Here is a 20,713-nt window from a genome sequence, read left to right on the forward strand (position 1 = left end):
CTTTGAGCTTTTCACACAACCATTGTGGTGTGCGTGTTGGCTATCAAAGTTATAGGGTCAAGCCGCACGAGCAATTAGTACTGGTTAGCTTAACGCATTACTGCGCTTCCACACCCAGCCTATCAACGTCCTGGTCTTGAACGACTCTTTAGGGGGCTCAAGGCCCCGGCAGATCTCATCTTGAAACGAGTTTCCCGCTTAGATGCTTTCAGCGGTTATCTCTTCCACACTTAGCTACTCGGCAATGCCACTGGCGTGACAACCGATACACCAGAGGTGTGTCCACTCCGGTCCTCTCGTACTAGGAGCAGGCTTCCTCAAATCTGCAGCGCCCACGGAAGATAGGGACCAAACTGTCTCACGACGTTTTAAACCCAGCTCACGTACCTCTTTAAATGGCGAACAGCCATACCCTTGGGACCGGCTACAGCCCCAGGATGAGATGAGCCGACATCGAGGTGCCAAACACCGCCGTCGATATGAACTCTTGGGCGGTATCAGCCTGTTATCCCCAGAGTACCTTTTATCCGTTGAGCGATGGCCCTTCCATACAGAACCACCGGATCACTATGTCCTGCTTTCGCATCTGCTCGACTTGTCAGTCTCGCAGTTAAGCACGCTTATGCCATTGCACTATCGTCACGATGTCCGACCGTAACTAGCGTACCTTCGAACTCCTCCGTTACGCTTTGGGAGGAGACCGCCCCAGTCAAACTGCCTACCATGCACTGTCCCCGATCCAGATAATGGACCTAGGTTAGAACCTCAAACACACCAGGGTGGTATTTCAACGTTGGCTCCATGAGAACTAGCGTCCTCACTTCAAAGCCTCCCACCTATCCTACACAGATCTGTTCAAAGTCCAATACAAAGCTACAGTAAAGGTTCATGGGGTCTTTCCGTCTTTCCGCGGGGAGATTGCATCATCACAAACATTTCAACTTCGCTGAGTCTCAGGAGGAGACAGTGTGGCCATCGTTACGCCATTCGTGCAGGTCGGAACTTACCCGACAAGGAATTTCGCTACCTTAGGACCGTTATAGTTACGGCCGCCGTTTACTGGGACTTCAATCAAGAGCTTGCACCCCATCATTTAATCTTCCAGCACCGGGCAGGCGTCACACCCTATACGTCCACTTTCGTGTTTGCAGAGTGCTGTGTTTTTATTAAACAGTCGCAGCCACCGATTTTTTGCAACCCCGTTGGGCTCCCTCTGTACGAGTTCACCTACTTGGGGCATACCTTCTCCCGAAGTTACGGTATCAATTTGCCGAGTTCCTTCTCCTGAGTTCTCTCAAGCGCCTTAGAATACTCATCTCGCGCACCAGTGTCGGTTTGCGGTACGGTCGTCAATAGCTGAAGCTTAGTGGCTTTTCCTGGAAGCAGGGTATCACTCACTTCGTCTGCAAGCAGACTCGTTATCACCCCTCATCTAAGCCCGGCGGATTTGCCTACCAGGCACGACTACAGGCTTGAACCAACATATCCAACAGTTGGCTGAGCTAACCTTCTCCGTCCCCACATCGCACTATTGATCGGTACAGGAATATTGACCTGTTTCCCATCAGCTACGCATCTCTGCCTCGCCTTAGGGGCCGACTCACTCTACGCCGATGAACGTTGCGTAGAAAACCTTGCGCTTACGGCGAGGGGGCTTTTCACCCCCTTTAACGCTACTCATGTCAGCATTCGCACTTCTGATACCTCCAGCATCCGTTACCAGACACCTTCACAGGCCTACAGAACGCTCTCCTACCACTTGCAATAAATTGCAAATCCGCAGCTTCGGTAACTGGCTTAGCCCCGTTACATCTTCCGCGCAGGACGACTCGATCAGTGAGCTATTACGCTTTCTTTAAATGATGGCTGCTTCTAAGCCAACATCCTGACTGTTTTAGCCTTCCCACTTCGTTTCCCACTTAGCCAATTTTAGGGACCTTAGCTGGCGGTCTGGGTTGTTTCCCTCTTGAGTCCGGACGTTAGCACCCGGTGCTCTGTCTCCCAAGCTGTACTCTGCGGTATTCGGAGTTTGCATAGGTTTGGTAAGTCGCCATGACCCCCTAGCCTAAACAGTGCTCTACCCCCGCAGGTAATACTTGAGGCACTACCTAAATAGTTTTCGGAGAGAACCAGCTATTTCCAAGTTTGTTTAGCCTTTCACCCCTATCCACAGCTCATCCCCTAGTTTTGCAACACTAGTGGGTTCGGACCTCCAGTACCTGTTACGGCACCTTCATCCTGGCCATGGATAGATCACTTGGTTTCGGGTCTACACCCAGCGACTGATTCGCCCTATTCGGACTCGATTTCTCTACGGCTTCCCTATTCGGTTAACCTTGCCACTGAATGTAAGTCGCTGACCCATTATACAAAAGGTACGCAGTCACCCTTGCGGGCTCCTACTTTTTGTAAGCATGCGGTTTCAGGATCTATTTCACTCCCCTCCCGGGGTTCTTTTCGCCTTTCCCTCACGGTACTGGTTCACTATCGGTCGATTACGAGTATTTAGCCTTGGAGGATGGTCCCCCCATATTCAGACAGGATTTCTCGTGTCCCGCCCTACTTTTCTCTAACTTAGTACCACACGTCTGTTTTCGCATACAGGGCTATCACCTGCTATGGCCGGGCTTTCCATCCCGTTTTGCTAACAGTCGTGCTATCACTAGAAGGCTCTTCCGATTTCGCTCGCCACTACTTTCGGAATCTCGGTTGATGTCTTTTCCTCGAGCTACTGAGATGTTTCAGTTCACCCGGTTCGCCTCGCATACCTATGTATTCAGTATGCGATACCTCTTGCGAGGTGGGTTTCCCCATTCAGAAATCTCCGGATCAAAGCTTATTTGCCAGCTCCCCGAAGCTTATCGCAGGCTATCACGTCTTTCGTCGCCTGTAATCGCCAAGGCATCCACCACATGCTCTTAGTCACTTGACCCTATAACTTTGACATCTCTTTCAAGATATCGCCATCATCTTCAAGGACTTGTCAGGTCTTTCACCTGACGCGTTATGCCGTAATGTGAATAATTCCTCGATATCACTATCAAGAAACATTCGTCATTACTGAGTTCAAATTACTTCGCAATCACTTTCGTAATCACGTTTGCTCATTGAACATTCGTTTTGACGCAATCAAAAATTTGTCACCAGGGGCACGGTCTGCACTAAACCTTTACGAATGTGCAGTTTCCCCTAGCAACTCTGATTTCGACTCTATGAATTTTTAAAGAACAGCCGATTGATCAATCGATATTGATCAACAACAAAGCAGCCTTTTGCAAAGCAGCTTTGGTGTTGAAGTCCCGAAGTGTGGTTGGTGGAGGATGACGGGATCGAACCGACGACCCCCTGCTTGCAAAGCAGGTGCTCTCCCAGCTGAGCTAATCCCCCAGTGTCCTCTTACCGTATCCAGTCATCGGAATTTGGTGGGTCTAGTTGGGCTCGAACCAACGACCCCCGCCTTATCAAGACGGTGCTCTAACCAGCTGAGCTACAGACCCATTCCACATTCTTGCGAATCCCTTCGCAGGTCTGCGGCTTGTTCCAACAACCGATAAGTGTGGGCGTTCAATATTGAATGCAGTTTTCCAGAAAGGAGGTGATCCAGCCGCACCTTCCGATACGGCTACCTTGTTACGACTTCACCCCAGTCACGAACCCTGCCGTGGTAATCGCCCTCCTTACGGTTAGGCTAACTACTTCTGGCAGAACCCGCTCCCATGGTGTGACGGGCGGTGTGTACAAGACCCGGGAACGTATTCACCGCGACATTCTGATCCGCGATTACTAGCGATTCCGACTTCACGCAGTCGAGTTGCAGACTGCGATCCGGACTACGACTGGCTTTATGGGATTGGCTCCCCCTCGCGGGTTGGCAACCCTCTGTACCAGCCATTGTATGACGTGTGTAGCCCCACCTATAAGGGCCATGAGGACTTGACGTCATCCCCACCTTCCTCCGGTTTGTCACCGGCAGTCTCATTAGAGTGCCCAACTGAATGTAGCAACTAATGACAAGGGTTGCGCTCGTTGCGGGACTTAACCCAACATCTCACGACACGAGCTGACGACAGCCATGCAGCACCTGTGTTACGGCTCTCTTTCGAGCACTCCTCTATCTCTAAAGGATTCCGTACATGTCAAAGGTGGGTAAGGTTTTTCGCGTTGCATCGAATTAAACCACATCATCCACCGCTTGTGCGGGTCCCCGTCAATTCCTTTGAGTTTCAACCTTGCGGCCGTACTCCCCAGGCGGTCAACTTCACGCGTTAGCTTCGTTACTGAGTCAGTGAAGACCCAACAACCAGTTGACATCGTTTAGGGCGTGGACTACCAGGGTATCTAATCCTGTTTGCTCCCCACGCTTTCGTGCATGAGCGTCAGTACAGGCCCAGGGGATTGCCTTCGCCATCGGTGTTCCTCCGCATATCTACGCATTTCACTGCTACACGCGGAATTCCATCCCCCTCTGCCGTACTCTAGCTATGCAGTCACAAATGCAGTTCCCAGGTTGAGCCCGGGGATTTCACATCTGTCTTACATAACCGCCTGCGCACGCTTTACGCCCAGTAATTCCGATTAACGCTCGCACCCTACGTATTACCGCGGCTGCTGGCACGTAGTTAGCCGGTGCTTATTCTTACGGTACCGTCATGGACCCCAGGTATTAACCAGAGTCTTTTCGTTCCGTACAAAAGCAGTTTACAACCCGAAGGCCTTCATCCTGCACGCGGCATGGCTGGATCAGGCTTGCGCCCATTGTCCAAAATTCCCCACTGCTGCCTCCCGTAGGAGTCTGGGCCGTGTCTCAGTCCCAGTGTGGCTGGTCGTCCTCTCAGACCAGCTACAGATCGTCGGCTTGGTAAGCTTTTATCCCACCAACTACCTAATCTGCCATCGGCCGCTCCGTGAGCGCAAGGCCTTGCGGTCCCCTGCTTTCATCCTGAGATCGTATGCGGTATTAGCAAAGCTTTCGCTTCGTTATCCCCCACTCTCGGGCACGTTCCGATGTATTACTCACCCGTTCGCCACTCGTCAGCATCCGAAGACCTGTTACCGTTCGACTTGCATGTGTAAGGCATGCCGCCAGCGTTCAATCTGAGCCAGGATCAAACTCTACAGTTCGATCTTGATTTTTTCGCTCTTTCGAGCAACTCATAATTAAGAATTGAAGTGAACTTCACTTCTCTCTCATGAGCGTTTGTAGTGCTAAGCACTAGTTCCAAAGAACTTGGCACTCGCCATCAAACGCCCACGCTTATCGGCTGTATATTTTTAAAGACCCCGCAAAACAAATCAGACCAAAATCTTCTTCATTTTGCAAACCTCGCTGCGATCAGCGAAGCCTTGAATTCTAGCACAGTTTTTGAAGAACCGTCAAAACTTTTTGTTTTTCTTCACCCCGTCTTGGCAACTCCTGCAACCTGCAGCAACCACCTCCACCGAGCGAAGCCTTGTATTCTATACCGGTTTTTAACCCACCCAGAACACAAAACCAAACTTTCTTCGCCATCCCTCAAAGCCACCTGCAGCAGCACCGAAGCACCACCACAAACCACCCAGAGAACCTGAACACTTTTGCACTCAGGCCTCAGTAGCGAAGCCCTCGACTATAGCACGCTTCACGCCACTCAGCAGGGAAAACCCGAAGAACTTTGCAAAAACCCGCTCCGCTGATCAGCCGCGCGCACCCGCCACAGCCGCCTCCAGCGCATCGATGAACAGGAAGGCCACATCGCAGCCTGTCTGGTCAAAGATCTCCTGGAAGCAAGTTGGGCTGGTGACATTGATCTCCGTGACGCAATCGCCGATCACATCCACGCCAGCCAACAGCAGGCCACGCGACTGCAGCACCGGGCCCAGTGCTTCGCCAATCTCATGATCCCGCGCAGACAGAGGGCGCGCCACGCCCTTGCCGCCAGCGGCCAGATTGCCCCGCACTTCGCTGCCTTGGGGAATGCGCGCTAGGCAGAACGGCACCGGCTTGCCGCCAATGATGAGAACCCGCTTGTCGCCATCGACGATCTCGGGCAGAAACTTTTGCACCATCACGCTCTGTGCGCCGTGGCGGTTCAGGGTTTCGGTGATGCTGCCCAGGTTGAGACCATCAGGCCCCACGCGGAAGATTCCCATGCCGCCCATGCCGTCGAGGGGTTTGAGGATGATGTCCTGGTGCTCCGCATGGAAACGGCGAATGTCTTCCGCATCCCGGGTGACCAGCGTAGGTCCGATGAACTGCGGGAACTCCATGATGGCCAGCTTTTCAGGATGGTCCCGCAGGGCGCTGGGCTTGTTGAACACGCGTGCGCCGTCGCGCTCTGCCTGCTCCAGCAAGTGCGTCGCGTAGAAGTACTCGCTGTCGAAGGGCGGGTCCTTGCGCATGAGCACCGCGTCGAAGTCGGCCAAGGCTGCGCTGCGCTGCGGCTGGGCCTCGTACCAGTGGGTGGCGTCTCCTGTGAGGCGGATGTCGTGCACCCGGGCGGTGACCTTGCTGCCACGTTGCCAGGTGACGTGCTGCGGCTCGCAGACCGTGAGGGTGTGCCCACGCCGCTGTGCCTCGCGCATCATGGCGAAGGTGGTGTCCTTGTAGATCTTGAAGCTTTGCAGCGGGTCGGCGATGAAGAGCAGTTTCATGGTGTCGGGTCAAGAAAGGGGGAGCCTATGGGCCCAGGCAGCCAAGGCGGCTTACGCGCCGTTGGCCTGCGAACGCCTGTACTGTTGCACAAATAGCGCAATGCTGCCGGCCACCACTCCCCAGAAGGCCGAGCCCACCCCAACAATGACCACACCGCTGAGGGTGACGAGGAAGGTGATGAGTGCCGCCTCGCGATGCGACTCGTCCCGCAGCGCCGCCGCCAGACCGTTGCCAATGGTGCCCAGCAAGGCCAACCCGGCGATCGCCACCACCAGTTCCTTGGGAAAGGCGGTGAGGAGCCCCGTGATCACTGCACCAAACAGGCCGATCGCCACATAGATGGCGCCGCATGCCACTGCGGCCGTGTAGCGCCGGTTGCGATCGGCGTGCGCCTCGGGGCCCATGCACATTGCAGCGGTGATGGCACTGAAGTTGAGCGCAAACGCGCCAAAAGGCGCCAGCACCAGGGTGGCCAGACCCGTGAGCGTGATGAGCCGCGAAATGGGCAGGTCGTAGCCCGACGCACGGATGACCGCAACACCAGGCAGGTTCTGCGAAGCCATGGTGACCACAAACAAAGGAATCGCCAGGCTGATGGCGGCAGCCACGCTGAACTGGGGCGCGGTGAAAACCGGCAGGGCCAGCTCCAGCTGCACCGCCGACCAGGCCATCTGCCCCTGGGTGGCCACAAACGCCACGGCCACCGCGAGGGTGATGACCACCGCATACCGCGCAGCCAGACGGCGGCTCACCAGATAGACCATCAACATCAGCAGCACCAAGGGCAACGCGGTCTGGGCTGCCGCAAATGCCTGCAGGCCGAAGCGGGCCAGCACGCCAGCCAGCAAGGCAGCGGCGATTTCCATGGGGATGCGGTTCATCACGCGCTCAAACCAGCCGGTAACGCCCGCCAGGGTGATGAGCAAGGCGCTGAGCATGAAGGCGCCAATGGCCTCGCCCATGGTGAAGCCGCCCGCCAACCCGGCCGTGGCCAGCACGGCGGCGCCCGGTGTGGACCAGGCCACCATGACGGGCTGGCGCAAGATCAGCGAGGGCACCAGCGAACACAGGCCCATGCCCAGACCCAGCGCCCACATCCAGGACGTGATCTGCGCGGGTGTGGCCCCAAATGCCAGGGCGGCCTGGAAGACGATGGCCACCGAGCTGGTAAAGCCCACCAGCACCGCCACGAAACCCGCCACCGCCGTGGAAAGGCTCAGGTCTTTGAAAAATTGCATGGGCGCGATTCTGGCACCGCGCGCGCCTGGCGCTCAGGCAAGCCGTCAGCCCACTCCAAAAGCTACAGTATTGATAGCATCTCAGACAATAGGCACTAGCGCCACAAGGCAAAAACAGCGCAAAACCAGCCCAAGGCACCCGTCCCAGGCCAGGGGGAGCCCCCCCAGCCCGTCAGATCTCGATCTTTGAGCCCAGCTCGACCACCGCGTTATTGGGCAGGTGCAGAAAGTCGGCCGCGCCACTGGCGTTATGGTGCATTTGGGCAAACAGCTTTTCGCGCCAAGGCGCCATGCCGCTGCCGATGGTGGGGATCACAGTGTCGCGCGACAGGAAATAGCTGGTGGTCATGGGCTCCAGCTCACAGCCCCGCCCGCGCAGCAGTTCCAGCGCACGGGGCAGGTCGGGGTCGTTCTTGAAGCCATAGTGCACCACCACCTGCCAGCAGTCGTGCCCCAGCGACTCGACCTGCAGCCGCTTGTCCAGGCCAATCCAGGGTGTCTCATGGTTGTGCACGGTGACAAACAGGTTCTGCTGGTGCAGCACCTTGTTGTGCTTGAGGTTGTGCAGCAAGGCATTGGGTACCGCGCCAGTTTCGGCCGTCAGGAAGACGGCCGTGCCGTCCACCCGGGTGGGCGGGCTGATGAAGATCGATTCCAGAAAGTCCTTGAGGTCGATGGCATCGGCGCGCAGCTTGTCGTTGAGCAGGCGGCGCCCTTCCTTCCAGGTCATCATGAGCGAGAACACGATGCCGCCGATCATCAACGGGAACCAGCCGCCCTGGAACAGCTTGAGCAGGTTGGAGGTGAAGAACGCCAGGTCCACCACAAAGAAGCAGCCCGTGGCCGCAATGCACAGCGCCAGCGGATACCGCCAGCCGTAGCGAATGACGAAGAAGGTCAGCGTGGTGGTGATCAGCATGTCCAGCGTCACCGCAATGCCGTAGGCTGCGGCCAGATTGCTCGACGAGCGGAACATCACCACCGCCAGCACGATGGCCACGAACAGCCCCCAGTTGACCAGCGGCATGTAGATCTGGCCCGTATCGCGCACGCTGGTGTGCTGGATGTTCAGGCGCGGCAGGTAGCCGAGCTGGATGACCTGCTTGGTCACGCTGAACGCGCCGGTGATCAGCGCCTGCGAAGCAATCACGGTGGCCATGGTGGCCAGGATCACCAAAGGCACCAGCGCCCAGTCGGGGGCCATCAGATAGAACGGGTTCTTGACGGCCTCGGGCTCAGCCAGCAGCAGCGCGCCCTGGCCAAAATAATTGAGGGTGAGGGAGGGCATGGCCACACCAAACCAGGCCATGCGGATCGGGCGCTTGCCAAAGTGGCCCAGGTCGGCATACAAGGCCTCCGCGCCCGTCACGCACAGCACCACCGCGCCCAGAATGATGAAGCTGGTGCCCGGGTTGGCCCACATGAAGCCCAGCGCGTGGTGCGGGCTCAGCGCCCACAAGATCTCCGGGTGCCCCACGATGTGCGACACGCCTAGCAGCGCGATGGTGACAAACCACACCAGCGTGATAGGACCAAAAAACTTGCCGATGCCGCCCGTGCCGCGCTTTTGCACGGCAAACAGGCAAAACAGCACCACCAGCGTGATCGGGATCACGTAGTGCTTGAAGTGCTCGGACACCACTTCCAGCCCCTCCACCGCCGACAGCACCGAGATGGCAGGGGTGATGACGCCATCGCCATAAAACAGCGAGGTGCCAAAAATACCCACGCCCAGCAGCACGCTGCGTAGCTGGGGCTTGTCTTTGACGGCCTGGGAGGCCAGGGCCAGCATGGCGATGAGGCCGCCCTCACCGTGGTTGTCGGCGCGCAGCACCAGCACCACGTACTTCAGGGAGACGATGACCGTGAGGGTCCAGAAAAAGATGGAGAGGATGCCGTAGACGTTCGTGGGCGTGAAAGGCACATGGCCGGACCCGAACACCTCCTTGACGGCATACAGCACGCTGGTGCCGATATCGCCATACACAACACCGATGGCGCCCAGCGTGAGCGCTGCGAGCGATGACTTGGAGCTTTGCACTGACCACCCCCGGGCGCTCGGCCTGACGGGGTTCCGTTACTTTTGGGAACGCTATTGTGCGCCTGAGCCAGATCAAGCGATTGGAGGCGAAACCCCATGTTGCAATGCAGCAACTCGCCCTTGGCAACCAGGCGCGGGCATGGCATGCGGGGCGGCCGCCTTCCCCCACCCGCCTGCTGTACAGCCTCCGCACAGGCGGCAAAGGCGCTGAAACCCGATGCCTCCGGGCCCGCAAAGGGCCCCAAAGACCCTGGCTTTTAGTCGTACACCTCGGCATCCGGGTTGGTGGCCTCCAGCTCATAGCTGGCCGCCAGCATCGCCAGCCGGGCCACCACGCCATACATATAGAAGCGGTTGGGTGCGCTCACGCCCGGGCGCACGCCAGGCTGGGGCATGTGGGTGCTGTGCTCAAAGGCCAGGGGCACAAAGCTCGCGCCGGGGGCGTTGAGGTTTTCGTCCACACCGCGCTCGGCGTGCATGCGGTAGAAGCCGCCCACCACGTAGCGGTCCATCATGTAGACCACGGGCTCGGCCACGGCGTCGTTCACGCGCTCCTGCGTCAGCACGCCTTCCTGGATGATGACCTCGCTCACCGGCTGGCCGTCCTTGATCACGGCCATCTTGTTGCGCGTCTTGCGGTTGACGGCGTCCAGCTCCTTGGCGTCGCGCACGGTCATGATGCCCATGCCGTAGGTGCCGTTGTTGGCCTTGACGATCACGAAGGGCTTTTCGTTGATGCCGTATTCCTTGTACTTGCGGCGTACCTTGGTCAGCAGCGCATCCACACTGGTCTGCAGCTGGTCCATGCCCGTGCCTTCGGCAAAGTCCACCTCGCCGCATTGGCTGTACATGGGGTTGACCAGCCAGGGGTCGATACCCAGCATCTTGCCGAAGCGCTTGGCCACCTCTTCGTAATTCTTGAAGTGGGTGCTCTTCTTGCGCACGCTCCAGCCGGCGTGCAGCGGGGGCAGCAGGTACTGCTCGTGGATGTCTTCCAGAATGCCGGGCGCGCCTGCGGTCAGGTCGTTGTTCAGCAAGATGGTGCAGGGGTCAAAGTCCTTGAGCCCCAGCCGGCGCTTGGTGCGCACCACGGGCTCCAGGGTCACGGTGTCGCCGTTGGGCAGCTCGATCAGCGTGGACTTCTTGATCTCGGGGCTGATGGAGCCCACCCGCACGTTGAGGCCCGCCATGTTGAAGATGCGCTGCAGCTGCACCACGTTGGACAGGTAGAACGTGTTGCGCGTGTGGTTCTCCGGGATGATCAGCAGGTTGCGCGCTTCGGGGCAGATCTTCTCGATCGCGGCCATGGCCGCCTGCACGGCCAGGGGCAGCATCTCCTTGGTCAGGTTGTTCCAGCCGCCCGGGAACAAGTTGGTGTCAACCGGCGCCAGCTTGAAGCCTGCATTGCGGATGTCTACCGACGTATAGAACGGCGGCGTGTGCTCCATCCACTCCAGCCGGAACCAGCGCTCGATGGCGGGCATCGAGTCGAGAATGCGCTGTTCGAGTTCGTTGATCGGCCCGGTGAGGGCCGTGATGAGATGCGGAACCATGGAAAGCCCTCGGGAAGCGATTGCAGTGAATTGTAGGATGTGGGGTCAGGCCGAGTTTTCGCAAGCCACCCCTGGGTGATGCCACGGCCCTGCCGCCTACCGGCGCCAGAACGCAGGGGTCAGCAAGGCCATGAAGCTCAGTATCTCCAGCCGCCCCAGCAGCATGGCCAGGGTGCACACCCAGATCTGGAAATCGGTGAGCACCGCGTAGTTGGACGCCGGCCCTACGCTGCCCAGCCCTGGTCCCGCACAGTTGACGCTGGCCAGCACCACCGAGAACGCCGTCACGGGGTCCAGGTCCGTCAGCAACATGACCATGCTCAGCCCAAAGACCGTGCCGCCATAGACCAGCATGAAGGCCAGCACCGAGAAGATCACCCGGTTGTCCACTGCAGCGCCACCCAGTTGCACCGGCTGCACGGCGCGCGGGTGCACCAGGCGGTTCATCTCGCGGCGCGCCTGCTTGACCAGAATGAGCATACGGACCATCTTGATGCCCCCGCCCGTCGAGCCCGCACTGGTGGCCACGCCCGACAGCAGCAGCATGAACACCGGCGCAAACACGGGCCATGCCAGGTAGTCCACCGTGGCGTAGCCGGTGGTGGTGGCCAGCGACACCAGGTTGAACATGCCATGGCGCAGCGCGTCCAGCGGCCCATACACGCCCTTGGCCCACAACAGCAGCGCCACCAGCAGACCGCCGCCAATCAGCGTCACCAGCGTGGCCCGCAGCTCCGGGTCGCGCCAGAATCCGCCCCACTGGCCCTTGCGAATGGCGACGAAGTACAGCGCAAAATTGCAGCTGGCCACCAGCATGAAGAAGATACAAATCGCCTCCAGCAGCGGCGACTGGAAGTAGCCAAAGCTCAGGTCGTGCGATGACAGCCCGCCCAGGCTCACGGTGGTGAACATGTGCATCAACGCATCCAGCGGGGCCATGCCCCCGGCCCAGTAGGCCAGGCCACACAGCGTGGAAAACAGCGCATACACCCCCCACAGCCCCTTGGCCGTGCCGGTCATGCGCGGCGTGAGCTTGGTGTCCTTCAGCGGCCCCGCCGCCTCGGCCTTGAACAGCTGGCTGCCGCCCACGCCCAGCAGCGGCAACACAGCCACGGCCAGGATCAGGATGCCCATGCCGCCCATCCACTGCAAAAAGGTGCGCCACACATTCACCGACACCGGCAACGCATCCAGGCCCGCCAGCACGGTGGAGCCCGTGGTCGTCAGGCCCGACACCGCCTCGAAGTAGGCATGCGTGAACGACAGCGGGTGCCCGGTGTGGTGCCCGGCCAGCATCAGCGGCAGCGCGGCCGACAGGGGCAACAGCGCCCACACCAGCGAGACCAGCATCACGCCATGGCGCGGTTGCAGCTCCTGCCGAAAGAGCCGCAGCCGCCACCACAGCCACGCGCCGGCCAGCATCGTGGCTGCGATGGACAGCGGGTACACAAACCAGACGCCATCACGCGTCCACAGCGACACCGCCAGCGGCAGGCCCATGGACAGCGAGAAGATCATCAACAGAATGCCCAGCACACGCAGAACGGGAAACATGTCCGTCATGGAGGTCTCGCGCAGCTCGGTGCCGGGTCAGAAAAAAGTTGCGCTCACGCGGAAGAGCTTTTCCACGTCGCGCACCAGCCGCTTGTTGGGCAGGAAAAACACCACATGGTCGTTGCTCTCGATCACCGTGGCGCTGCGCGGAATGATGACCTCGGGCTCGCGCAGATCGGCAGCCGCTGCCCCCGCCGTTTCCGACGCGTCGGGCAGACCGCGCACGATCAGGCCGATGTGCACATCGCGCGGCAGCTGCAGGTCGCTGACCTTGCGGCCGACCACGCGCGAGCTTTTGCGGTCGCCACGCGCCACGATCTCCAGCGCCTCGGCCACGCCCCGGCGCAGGCTGTGCACAGCCTGCACGTCGCCCTGGCGCACATAGGCTAGCAGCTCACCCAGCATGGCCTGCGCGGGCGACAGGGCAATGTCGATCTGCGTGCCGTGCATCAGGTCGGCATAGCTGCGCCGGTTGATGAGGGCCAGCACCCGGCTCGCGCCCATGCGCTTGGCCAGCAGGCAGGACATGATGTTGTCCTCGTCGTCGTCGGTGAGCGCGAGGAACAGGTCCACCTCCTCGATGCCTTCGTCACCCAGCAGGTCTTCGTCGGTGGTATCACCCTGCAGCACCAGCACCTCGGGCGGCAGGGCCGACGCCAGCTCCACGCAGCGGTCCGCATGGTCCTCGATGATCTTGATGTGAAAGCGCCCGCCCGCCTGGCTGAGCTGCCGCGCCAGCCGCAGGCCCACGCGGCCGCCGCCCGCAATCATGATGCGGCGCACGGGCTGGGGCTGTTGGGAGGCTGGGCGGTGCAGGGCGGCCAGCACGTTGGCAATGTGCTCGTGCGCGGCCAGCACGAACACTTCGTCCCCCGGCTCGATGCGCGTGCTGCCGTCGCAGGCGATGAAACGGTCAGGCTCGTCCGGGAACCGCCGGTAGATGGCCACCATGCGCATCGCCAGCTCCGGCGCACTCTCGCGCAGCGCGCCGATGGAGTGCCCGACCATGGGAGCCCCCACCCGCGCCCGCACCGACACCAGGCAAGCGCGGCCCCCGGCAAATTCGCGCACCTGCATGGCCTCGGGGTACTCGATGAGCTTGCCGATGTAGCGGGTCAGCGATTCTTCGGGGCAGATGATGCGGTCCACCGCAAACCCCTCGGGGCCGACCAGCCGTTCATGGGCCTCGAAGCCTGTAGACCGCACCCGCGCGATGCGCTTGGGGATGTTGAACAGCAGCTGCGCGATCTTGCAGCACACCAGGTTGGTCTCGTCCTGCGCGGCGCAGGCGATCAGCAGGTCAGTGTCCTCGGCCCCCGCCTCGGCCAGCACGGCGGGCTCGATGCCGTTGCCCACCACCCCGCGCAGGTCAAACCGCGATTCCAGGTCACGCAGGCGTGCGGCATCGGTGTCGATGACTGTGATGTCGTTGCGCTCGGACACCAGGCTGTCTGCCACGCTCTGGCCCACGCGGCCGGCGCCGAGGATGATGATTTTCATGTGAAATTGGCCGCAAGCGCTAGTCGAACATGCGCCAGCAGCTATTGTTTTAGGAGCGCATCAAGCCCGCACCTCGCCCTCGCCCAGCACCACGTACTTGAGCGAAGTGAGGCCTTCAATGCCCACCGGGCCGCGCGCGTGGAACTTGTCGGTACTGATGCCGATTTCGGCGCCCAGCCCATACTCGAAGCCGTCGGCAAACCGCGTGCTCGCGTTCACCATCACGCTGGCCGAATCCACCTCGCGCAGGAACTGCTGGGCATGCATGTGGTCGCGCGTCAGGATGGCGTCGGTGTGGTGGCTGCTGTAGCGGTTGATGTGGGCAATGGCCTCATCCACCCCCGCCACAATCTTCACGCTGATGATCGGGGCCAGGTATTCCTCGCTCCAGTCCTGCTCGGTGGCGGGCACCAGGTGGGCACCCGCCACCGATTGCAGAATCGCCAGCGACTCGGGGCAACCGCGCATCTCCACGCCCTTGGAGGCGTACACCGCGCCGATCTGGGGCAGAAAATCTGCCGCCACGCCACGCGCCACCAGCAGGCCTTCGCTCGCGTTGCAGGGGCTGTACTTGTTGGTCTTGGCGTTGTCGGCCACCTTGACGGCCATGGCGATGTCGCAGGGGTCGTCCACATAGGTGTGACAGTTGCCGTCCAGGTGTTTGATCACCGGCACCTTGGCATCGCGGCTGATGCGTTCGATCAGGCCCTTGCCGCCGCGCGGGATGATCACGTCCACAAACTGCGGCATGGTGATGAGCTGGCCCACGGCCTCGCGGTCGGTGGTCTGCACCAGTTGCACCGCGTCTTGCGGCAGTCCGGCCTCGGCCAGCGCCTGCTGCACCAGCTTGGCCAGTGCCTTGTTCGAATCAATCGCCTCGGAGCCGCCACGCAAGATGCAGGCGTTGCCGCTCTTGATCGACAACGACGCGGCTTCGATGGTGACGTTGGGACGGCTCTCGTAAATCATGCCGAACACGCCAATCGGCACCCGCATCTGGCCCACGCGAATGCCGCTGGGCTGCTGCTTCATGCCCAGGATCTCGCCAATGATGTCGGGCATGGCGGCCAGCTGCTCGCAGCCCTCGGCGCAAGTCTCCAGCACCTTGGGGGTGAGCTTGAGCCGGTCCACCATCGGGCCCGCCAGCCCATTGGCCACGGCGCGCTCCAGGTCTTTGGCATTGTCGATCTGGAGCTGGGCCACGTTCTCGCGCAGCAACCGGGCGAGCGCTTTGAGCGCTTTGTTTTTGATAGCTGCCGGCGCTTTGGCCATCAGCGCAGAGGCCGTTTTTGCCTGGAGACCGAGAGAGTGCGTGTATTCAGCGACGTTGAGGGCGTTCATCCAGCGATTTTGCCGCACTTGGTATCGGCCCGGTGGGCGCGGGCCCATGGCTGCTTTACCCTCGGGCCTGTCACCCACCATCGATCCGCCCGGCTACGCCATGACCGACACCGCCCACACCCAGCTCACCACCTTCACCCAGGCCCTGCAAGCCTTTGACCGCGGCGACCACACCGCCGCCACCCTCAGCACCCTGGCCCGCCAGCAAACCACCCTGCTCGCCGCCCTGCCCCCGCGCTACAGCGAAGTGCTGCTGAACCTGCTGGACCGGTTGGAATCGAGTGCGTTGTTTTCAGAGGAAAGCTGCTCGTTCAGCCAGAAGGATTTGGTAGCGAACCTGACGATGTGGGCAGAAAAAGCACAGGGCATATTGAACGCCCTCTGACACGCCCAAGGGCCGAGCGCAGCGATGGCCCGAGTGGCTGTTGGTTTCCCCTCCCCTCTGTAGGCGCCGAGGAGCGCAGCGGCCAGCGGATCAGGGCTCGCGATTGTCTGAGCGCAGCGAGTTCGAGCGAGACCCCGCTGGACGCGAGCACCGCAGGTTGCCCGAAGCGAAGCGCAGGGACGCAGACAGTGGGGTCGCCTTTCTTTTGGGTACTTTTCTTTGGCGAAGCAAAGAAAAGTACCTCGCCCGCCGGGGCGACAACCCGGCTCCCGCCGCGCGCACAGGCATGCCACCAAATCAGCGAGCAAGCCCCGACAACCACTACCAATTTGATAGCTGCCAGCGCTTATCTCACAAGCACTAGAAGCCAAAAATAATCAAACCTCCGCCCGCCCCAACCACTTCTCCCGCGCAATATAAGCCCGCACCCCCAGCCCCATGAACGGCTCGGGCGGCATCCGCGTCGGCCCACCCAAGGCCAAGGCATGCGCCAACAACGGATGGTCCTGCCCCAGTGCCAAATCCGCCGCCAACGCCCCCAGTGCCGTGAACTTCACCACCCCCGCCCCATTGCACCCCGCCACCCCATGCACCTGCGGCGCCAGCCGCCCCCAGCGCGGCGCACCATTGCGGGTGATGGCAATCGAGCCTTCCCAGAAATGCTCCAGCGCCACATCACTCAGCTGCGGAAAACGCGCGGCAAACACGGCAGCGTGCTCGCGTCGCACCCGCTCGCGCACCGCAGGGCTGACGCGGAAATGCGGCGCATATTCAAAGCCCTGGCGCACCAGAATGCGGTGGTCGTCCGTGTAGCGCAGCGTGGCCCCGGTCACAGCACTCGCAGGCGTCACGCCCCAGCCCTCGGGCGCGCCCAGGCGGCTGCGCTGCTCGGGCGTGAGCGGCGCGGTGAGCGAGCCGAAGGTGACCAGCGGAAACGTCTCCGCGCCCCAGGCACTGCCGAACAAGCCCAGCTGCTGCGCAAAGCCATTGGCCGCCAGCAGCAACTGCGGCGCACGCACGCAGCCTTGCGGGGTGTGGACCACGACCTTGCCGCCCGAAAAATCCAGCCGTTGCACCGGCGTTTGCTCATGCAAGGTCACGTTGGCAGGCAGCGCGTCGGCCAGGCCCCGGCACAGCGCGGCGGGGTTGAGCAGCACGGTGCCCGGCGTGTAGAGCCCGGCGGCAAAGTAGCGGGTGCCCAGGCGGGCGGCCAGAGCATTGCGGTCCAGCAGCGCGTGCGGAGCACCCAGGGCGCGCAGCTCGTCCACATGGTGCTGCAGCGTGCGCTCGGCGGCGGGCGAGACGGCGCAGTGGTACTTGCCTGCGCGGCGCCACTGGCAGTCGATGCGGTGCTGCGCCACCAGCCCCTCCAGGTCGTTCATGCCCGCCGTGAGCAGGGCCTGGTAGTGCGCGGCCTGGCGCAGTTCTTCGAGCGAGCTGCCAATGTTGTGCGGCACATCGATGGCAAAGCCCGAGTTGCGGCCCGAGGCGTTGTTGCCCACGGTGCCTGCGTCCACCACCACGATGTGGGCGTGCGGGCGCAGCTCGGCCAGGCGGCGCGCAGCGGCCAGGCCCGCAAAGCCCGCGCCCAGCACCAGCCAGTCGGCCTGCACATCGCCCTGCAGCGCGGGGCGCGGCGTGCGTGAGGGCAGGATGGCGGACCAGCCGTTGGTGGCGTCGTCGTGGGGCAGGCGCAAAGGCAGCGGGGCCGCAGCGGCCGCCATCACCGGGCCGCGCTGGTCAAGCGGCACAGTTGCAGCGCCAGGCGCTGCAGCGCCTGCCAGCCGTCTTGCGGCCAGTCGGGCTGCTTGAGGCCTTTGACGATGCCATCCACCGTGTGCGCCGACTGCAGCAGGCGCGCCAGGGCGGCGTCGCTGGCCTTGGGCAGGATGCGTTCAAACAGCCGCTCCTTGGGGCCCCAGATGCGGTTCTCGCGCAGGGCCATGGGCAGAGGGCGGCCGGCGTTCATCGCATCCTTTACGCGCTTGAGGGCGCGGATGTCTTCGGCCAGCGCCCAGTGCACCAGCACTTCGGCCTCGCCCTCGGCCTGCAGGCCGTCGAGCATGCGCTGCACGCGGGCCGTCTGCCCGGCCAGCACGGATTCGGACAGCTTGAACACGTCGTAGCGCGCCACGTTGAGGACGGCGGCTTCGACCTGGGCTTGCGTCAATTCACCCGCCGGGTGCAGCAGCGCGAGCTTTTGAATCTCTTGGTGCGCGGCCAGCAGGTTGCCTTCCACGCGGTCGGCAAAAAACTGCAGGGTGCGCTGGCCTTCTTCGCCCGCCACCACGCGCTGGCCTTGCTGGGCCAGTCGCTGGGCAATCCACTGCGGCAGCTGGCCGCGTTCGATGGGGTCGATCTGGATGGAGACGCCGTTGCCCTCCAGCGCGGCAAACCAGGCGCCGGTCTTGGTGGCTTTATCGAGGCGCGGCAGCATGACCATGGTGAGGGTGCTGTCGTTGCCCCGGGCTGATTCAGCGATCTGCTGCAGCGCCACGCTGCCGTCCTTGCCGGGCTTGCCCGAGGGGATGCGGATCTCGACGATCTGCTTGTCGGCAAACAGGCTGAGCGAGCCACCAGCTGCCAGCACCGCACTCCAGTCAAAGTGGGCTCCTGCCACGGTGTAGCTGCTGCGTTCGGTGTAGCCCTGCGTGCGGGCTGTGGCGCGGATGGCGTCGGCCGCCTCTTGCTGGAGCAAGGGCTCGTCGCCATGCAGGACATACAGCGGCGACAGGCCCCGTTGAAGATGCTGAGAGAGTTGGGCCAGGGCGACTTGCATGCGGCAAAGTTTATCGCCTGGGCAGACCCGGCATTGCGCAAATTGCCAGCGGATACCCTCACAGTGCACAAGGGAGGCCACGAACCGATCAGCTGCGGCGCTGTTCATTGGCGCCCAAAGCCCTGAGAATTCCCCCCGGCGCCCACGCCCTTGCCGCTCACTGCCATACCCCAGAAAGTCAGATTGCCATGCCTCCCACCGCCCTGCGCAGCGCCCAGCCCACCAGCCTGATCGGCGCCCCTACCGACATCGGCGCAGGTGCACGTGGCGCCTCCATGGGGCCCGAGGCCTTGCGTGTGGCGGGCCTGCAGGCAGCGCTGGAGTCCCACGGGCTGCAGGTGTTTGACAGGGGCAACCTGAGCGGTCCGGCCAACCCGTGGCAGCCGCCGATGGACGGCTACCGCCACCTGCCCGAGGTGGTGGAGTGGAACCAGCGCGTGTTCGACGCGGTGTATGCCGAGCTGCAGCTGGGCCACCTGCCCATTCTGCTGGGGGGTGACCACTGCCTGGGCCTGGGCAGCATCAGCGCCGTGGCCCGCCATTGCGCGGAGGTGGGCAAGAAGCTGCGGGTGCTATGGCTGGATGCCCACGCCGACTTCAATACCAGTGCCCTGACGCCCAGCGGCAATGTGCATGGCATGCCCGTGGCCTGCCTGTGCGGGTTTGGCCCTGAAGCACTGACCGGGCTGGCCCGCATGCCGGGCGGTGGCCCGGCGCTGCACCCGTCACAGATCCGGCAGATTGGCATCCGCAGCGTGGACGCAGGCGAAAAGCGCTTTGTGCACGAGCAGGGCCTGGAGGTGTTCGACATGCGCTACATCGACGAGGTGGGCATGCGCCAGACCATGCAGCAGGCGCTGGCCGGATTGGATGCACACACCCACCTGCATGTGAGCTTTGATGTGGATTTTCTGGACCCCGACATTGCCCCTGGCGTGGGCACCACGGTGCCCGGCGGCCCCACCTACCGCGAGGCACAGCTGTGCATGGAGATGATTGCCGACAGCGGGCGCCTGGCCTCGCTGGACATTGTGGAGCTCAACCCCGCGCTGGATGTGCGCAACCGCACTGCCGTGCTGGCGGTGGACCTGGTGGAGTCGCTGTTTGGCAAGAGCACGCTGATGCGCGTGCCCTCGCACGGCCAGGGACCGACGCTGAGCGCCTGAGCGCGCAGACGCTCAGAGCCGCTCCTAACGCTTGGCAGCGGCCAGACGGCGCATGAGCTGCTGCACCAGATCGGTCCGCATGTCGCGGTAGAGCAGCGCCTCTTCGGCCTCCTTGGCCAGCGCAATGGTTTCGTTGTAGCTGATGTCGCGCTGCTGCAGCAGCTCCGTGTCGGGAATCAGCTCCACGCCCGTGGGCGTGCGCAGGCGGAACTTGATACGCAGGCGCAGCTGCAGCTCGCGCACCTGGCCCGACGCGTTGAGGCCCACCACCACGCGCTCCTGCTGCTCCTGCAGCAGGTCGAAAATGGCCTCTGCCGTCGGCATGCTAGCCGGGTCGCGCAGCACCTTGAGCTGGCTACCAGACCCGTCGAGCGTGCGCTGCAGCTCCCGCGCCAACGGCGAACTGGCTGGTGCCACGATGTAGAGCGAGCCAAACCCGAACTCCGGCACGCCACGCAGCCGGAATCCGCAGGCAGACAACAGGGCCACCGGGGCCAGACTGAGCAGTGTGCGTTTGTTCATGGG

12 protein-coding genes, 2 tRNA genes and 2 rRNA genes are annotated in these 20,713 nt (G+C 61.8%); 2 read left to right on the forward strand and 14 right to left on the reverse strand.

Annotated features, from left to right (window positions below):
• Positions 1-53: 53 nt before the first annotated feature.
• The 11 genes from C380_RS22330 to C380_RS22380 form a co-directional block, all read right to left on the reverse strand.
• Positions 54-2,932 (reverse strand): 23S ribosomal RNA (locus C380_RS22330).
• Between the two features lie 379 nt (positions 2,933-3,311).
• Positions 3,312-3,387, reverse strand: a tRNA-Ala gene (locus C380_RS22335).
• Positions 3,388-3,420: 33 nt separating this feature from the next.
• Positions 3,421-3,497: transfer RNA gene (locus C380_RS22340), tRNA-Ile, on the reverse strand.
• A 91-nt stretch (positions 3,498-3,588) separates the two neighbouring features.
• Positions 3,589-5,121: ribosomal RNA gene (locus tag C380_RS22345) — 16S ribosomal RNA — on the reverse strand.
• The 16S and 23S rRNA genes sit together here with 2 tRNA genes alongside, the layout of an rRNA operon.
• Before the next feature lie 552 nt (positions 5,122-5,673).
• Positions 5,674-6,630: a glutathione synthase gene (gene gshB / locus C380_RS22350; protein WP_015016111.1), complete on the reverse strand. Its 957-nt coding sequence runs from the start codon at positions 6,628-6,630 to the stop codon at positions 5,674-5,676.
• A gap of 51 nt (positions 6,631-6,681) precedes the next feature.
• A complete protein-coding gene (locus tag C380_RS22355; RefSeq protein WP_015016112.1) occupies positions 6,682-7,869 on the reverse strand; it encodes a benzoate/H(+) symporter BenE family transporter in 1,188 nt (395 codons plus the stop codon).
• A gap of 172 nt (positions 7,870-8,041) precedes the next feature.
• Positions 8,042-9,910 (reverse strand): potassium transporter Kup, encoded by a 1,869-nt coding sequence (locus tag C380_RS22360; protein WP_015016113.1) that lies wholly within the window; start codon positions 9,908-9,910, stop codon positions 8,042-8,044.
• A 257-nt stretch (positions 9,911-10,167) separates the two neighbouring features.
• On the reverse strand, positions 10,168-11,463 hold the full coding sequence (gene gshA / locus C380_RS22365; RefSeq protein ID WP_015016114.1) for a glutamate--cysteine ligase: 1,296 nt from the start codon (positions 11,461-11,463) through the stop codon (positions 10,168-10,170).
• Between the two features lie 96 nt (positions 11,464-11,559).
• Positions 11,560-13,026 (reverse strand): TrkH family potassium uptake protein, encoded by a 1,467-nt coding sequence (locus C380_RS22370; RefSeq protein ID WP_015016115.1) that lies wholly within the window; start codon positions 13,024-13,026, stop codon positions 11,560-11,562.
• A 27-nt stretch (positions 13,027-13,053) separates the two neighbouring features.
• Positions 13,054-14,517, reverse strand: coding sequence for a Trk system potassium transporter TrkA (trkA, locus tag C380_RS22375; RefSeq protein ID WP_015016116.1), 1,464 nt, complete (start codon positions 14,515-14,517; stop codon positions 13,054-13,056).
• Positions 14,518-14,577: 60 nt separating this feature from the next.
• Positions 14,578-15,858, reverse strand: a complete 1,281-nt coding sequence (locus tag C380_RS22380) for a glutamate-5-semialdehyde dehydrogenase (RefSeq protein ID WP_015016117.1) — start codon at positions 15,856-15,858, stop codon at positions 14,578-14,580.
• Between the two features lie 100 nt (positions 15,859-15,958).
• Between C380_RS22380 and C380_RS22385 the strand changes: the two genes are divergently transcribed.
• The gene (locus C380_RS22385) at positions 15,959-16,243 is read left to right on the forward strand and encodes a hypothetical protein (protein ID WP_043567011.1); all 285 of its coding nucleotides are present in this window, start codon (positions 15,959-15,961) and stop codon (positions 16,241-16,243) included.
• A gap of 377 nt (positions 16,244-16,620) precedes the next feature.
• Here the strand turns inward: C380_RS22385 and C380_RS22390 are convergent, their stop codons facing one another.
• A complete protein-coding gene (locus C380_RS22390) occupies positions 16,621-17,994 on the reverse strand; it encodes an FAD-binding oxidoreductase (RefSeq protein WP_202950190.1) in 1,374 nt (457 codons plus the stop codon).
• The gene (holA, locus tag C380_RS22395; RefSeq protein ID WP_015016120.1) at positions 17,967-19,022 is read right to left on the reverse strand and encodes a DNA polymerase III subunit delta; all 1,056 of its coding nucleotides are present in this window, start codon (positions 19,020-19,022) and stop codon (positions 17,967-17,969) included. The genes C380_RS22390 and holA overlap by 28 nt, the downstream gene beginning before the upstream one ends.
• A gap of 188 nt (positions 19,023-19,210) precedes the next feature.
• On the opposite strand from holA, the gene rocF reads away from it, so the two are divergent.
• A complete protein-coding gene (rocF, locus tag C380_RS22400) occupies positions 19,211-20,188 on the forward strand; it encodes an arginase (RefSeq protein WP_015016121.1) in 978 nt (325 codons plus the stop codon).
• Between the two features lie 24 nt (positions 20,189-20,212).
• On the opposite strand, the gene lptE is transcribed toward rocF, so the two are convergent.
• Positions 20,213-20,710, reverse strand: coding sequence for an LPS assembly lipoprotein LptE (gene lptE / locus C380_RS22405; protein WP_015016122.1), 498 nt, complete (start codon positions 20,708-20,710; stop codon positions 20,213-20,215).
• Positions 20,711-20,713 lie beyond the last annotated feature (3 nt).

The organism is Acidovorax sp. KKS102 (assembly GCF_000302535.1).
Classification (GTDB): Bacteria; Pseudomonadota; Gammaproteobacteria; order Burkholderiales; family Burkholderiaceae_C; genus Acidovorax.

Coding starts and splice junctions, on each gene's coding strand:
- C380_RS22370 (WP_015016115.1), bottom strand. CDS start 13,026: ATGACGGACATGTTTCCCGTTCTGCGTGTGCTGGGCATTCTGTTGATG.
- gshA (WP_015016114.1), bottom strand. CDS start 11,463: ATGGTTCCGCATCTCATCACGGCCCTCACCGGGCCGATCAACGAACTC.
- C380_RS22385 (WP_043567011.1), top strand. CDS start 15,959: ATGACCGACACCGCCCACACCCAGCTCACCACCTTCACCCAGGCCCTG.
- rocF (WP_015016121.1), top strand. CDS start 19,211: ATGCCTCCCACCGCCCTGCGCAGCGCCCAGCCCACCAGCCTGATCGGC.
- lptE (WP_015016122.1), bottom strand. CDS start 20,710: ATGAACAAACGCACACTGCTCAGTCTGGCCCCGGTGGCCCTGTTGTCT.
- C380_RS22380 (WP_015016117.1), bottom strand. CDS start 15,858: ATGAACGCCCTCAACGTCGCTGAATACACGCACTCTCTCGGTCTCCAG.
- holA (WP_015016120.1), bottom strand. CDS start 19,022: ATGCAAGTCGCCCTGGCCCAACTCTCTCAGCATCTTCAACGGGGCCTG.
- gshB (WP_015016111.1), bottom strand. CDS start 6,630: ATGAAACTGCTCTTCATCGCCGACCCGCTGCAAAGCTTCAAGATCTAC.
- trkA (WP_015016116.1), bottom strand. CDS start 14,517: ATGAAAATCATCATCCTCGGCGCCGGCCGCGTGGGCCAGAGCGTGGCA.
- C380_RS22355 (WP_015016112.1), bottom strand. CDS start 7,869: ATGCAATTTTTCAAAGACCTGAGCCTTTCCACGGCGGTGGCGGGTTTC.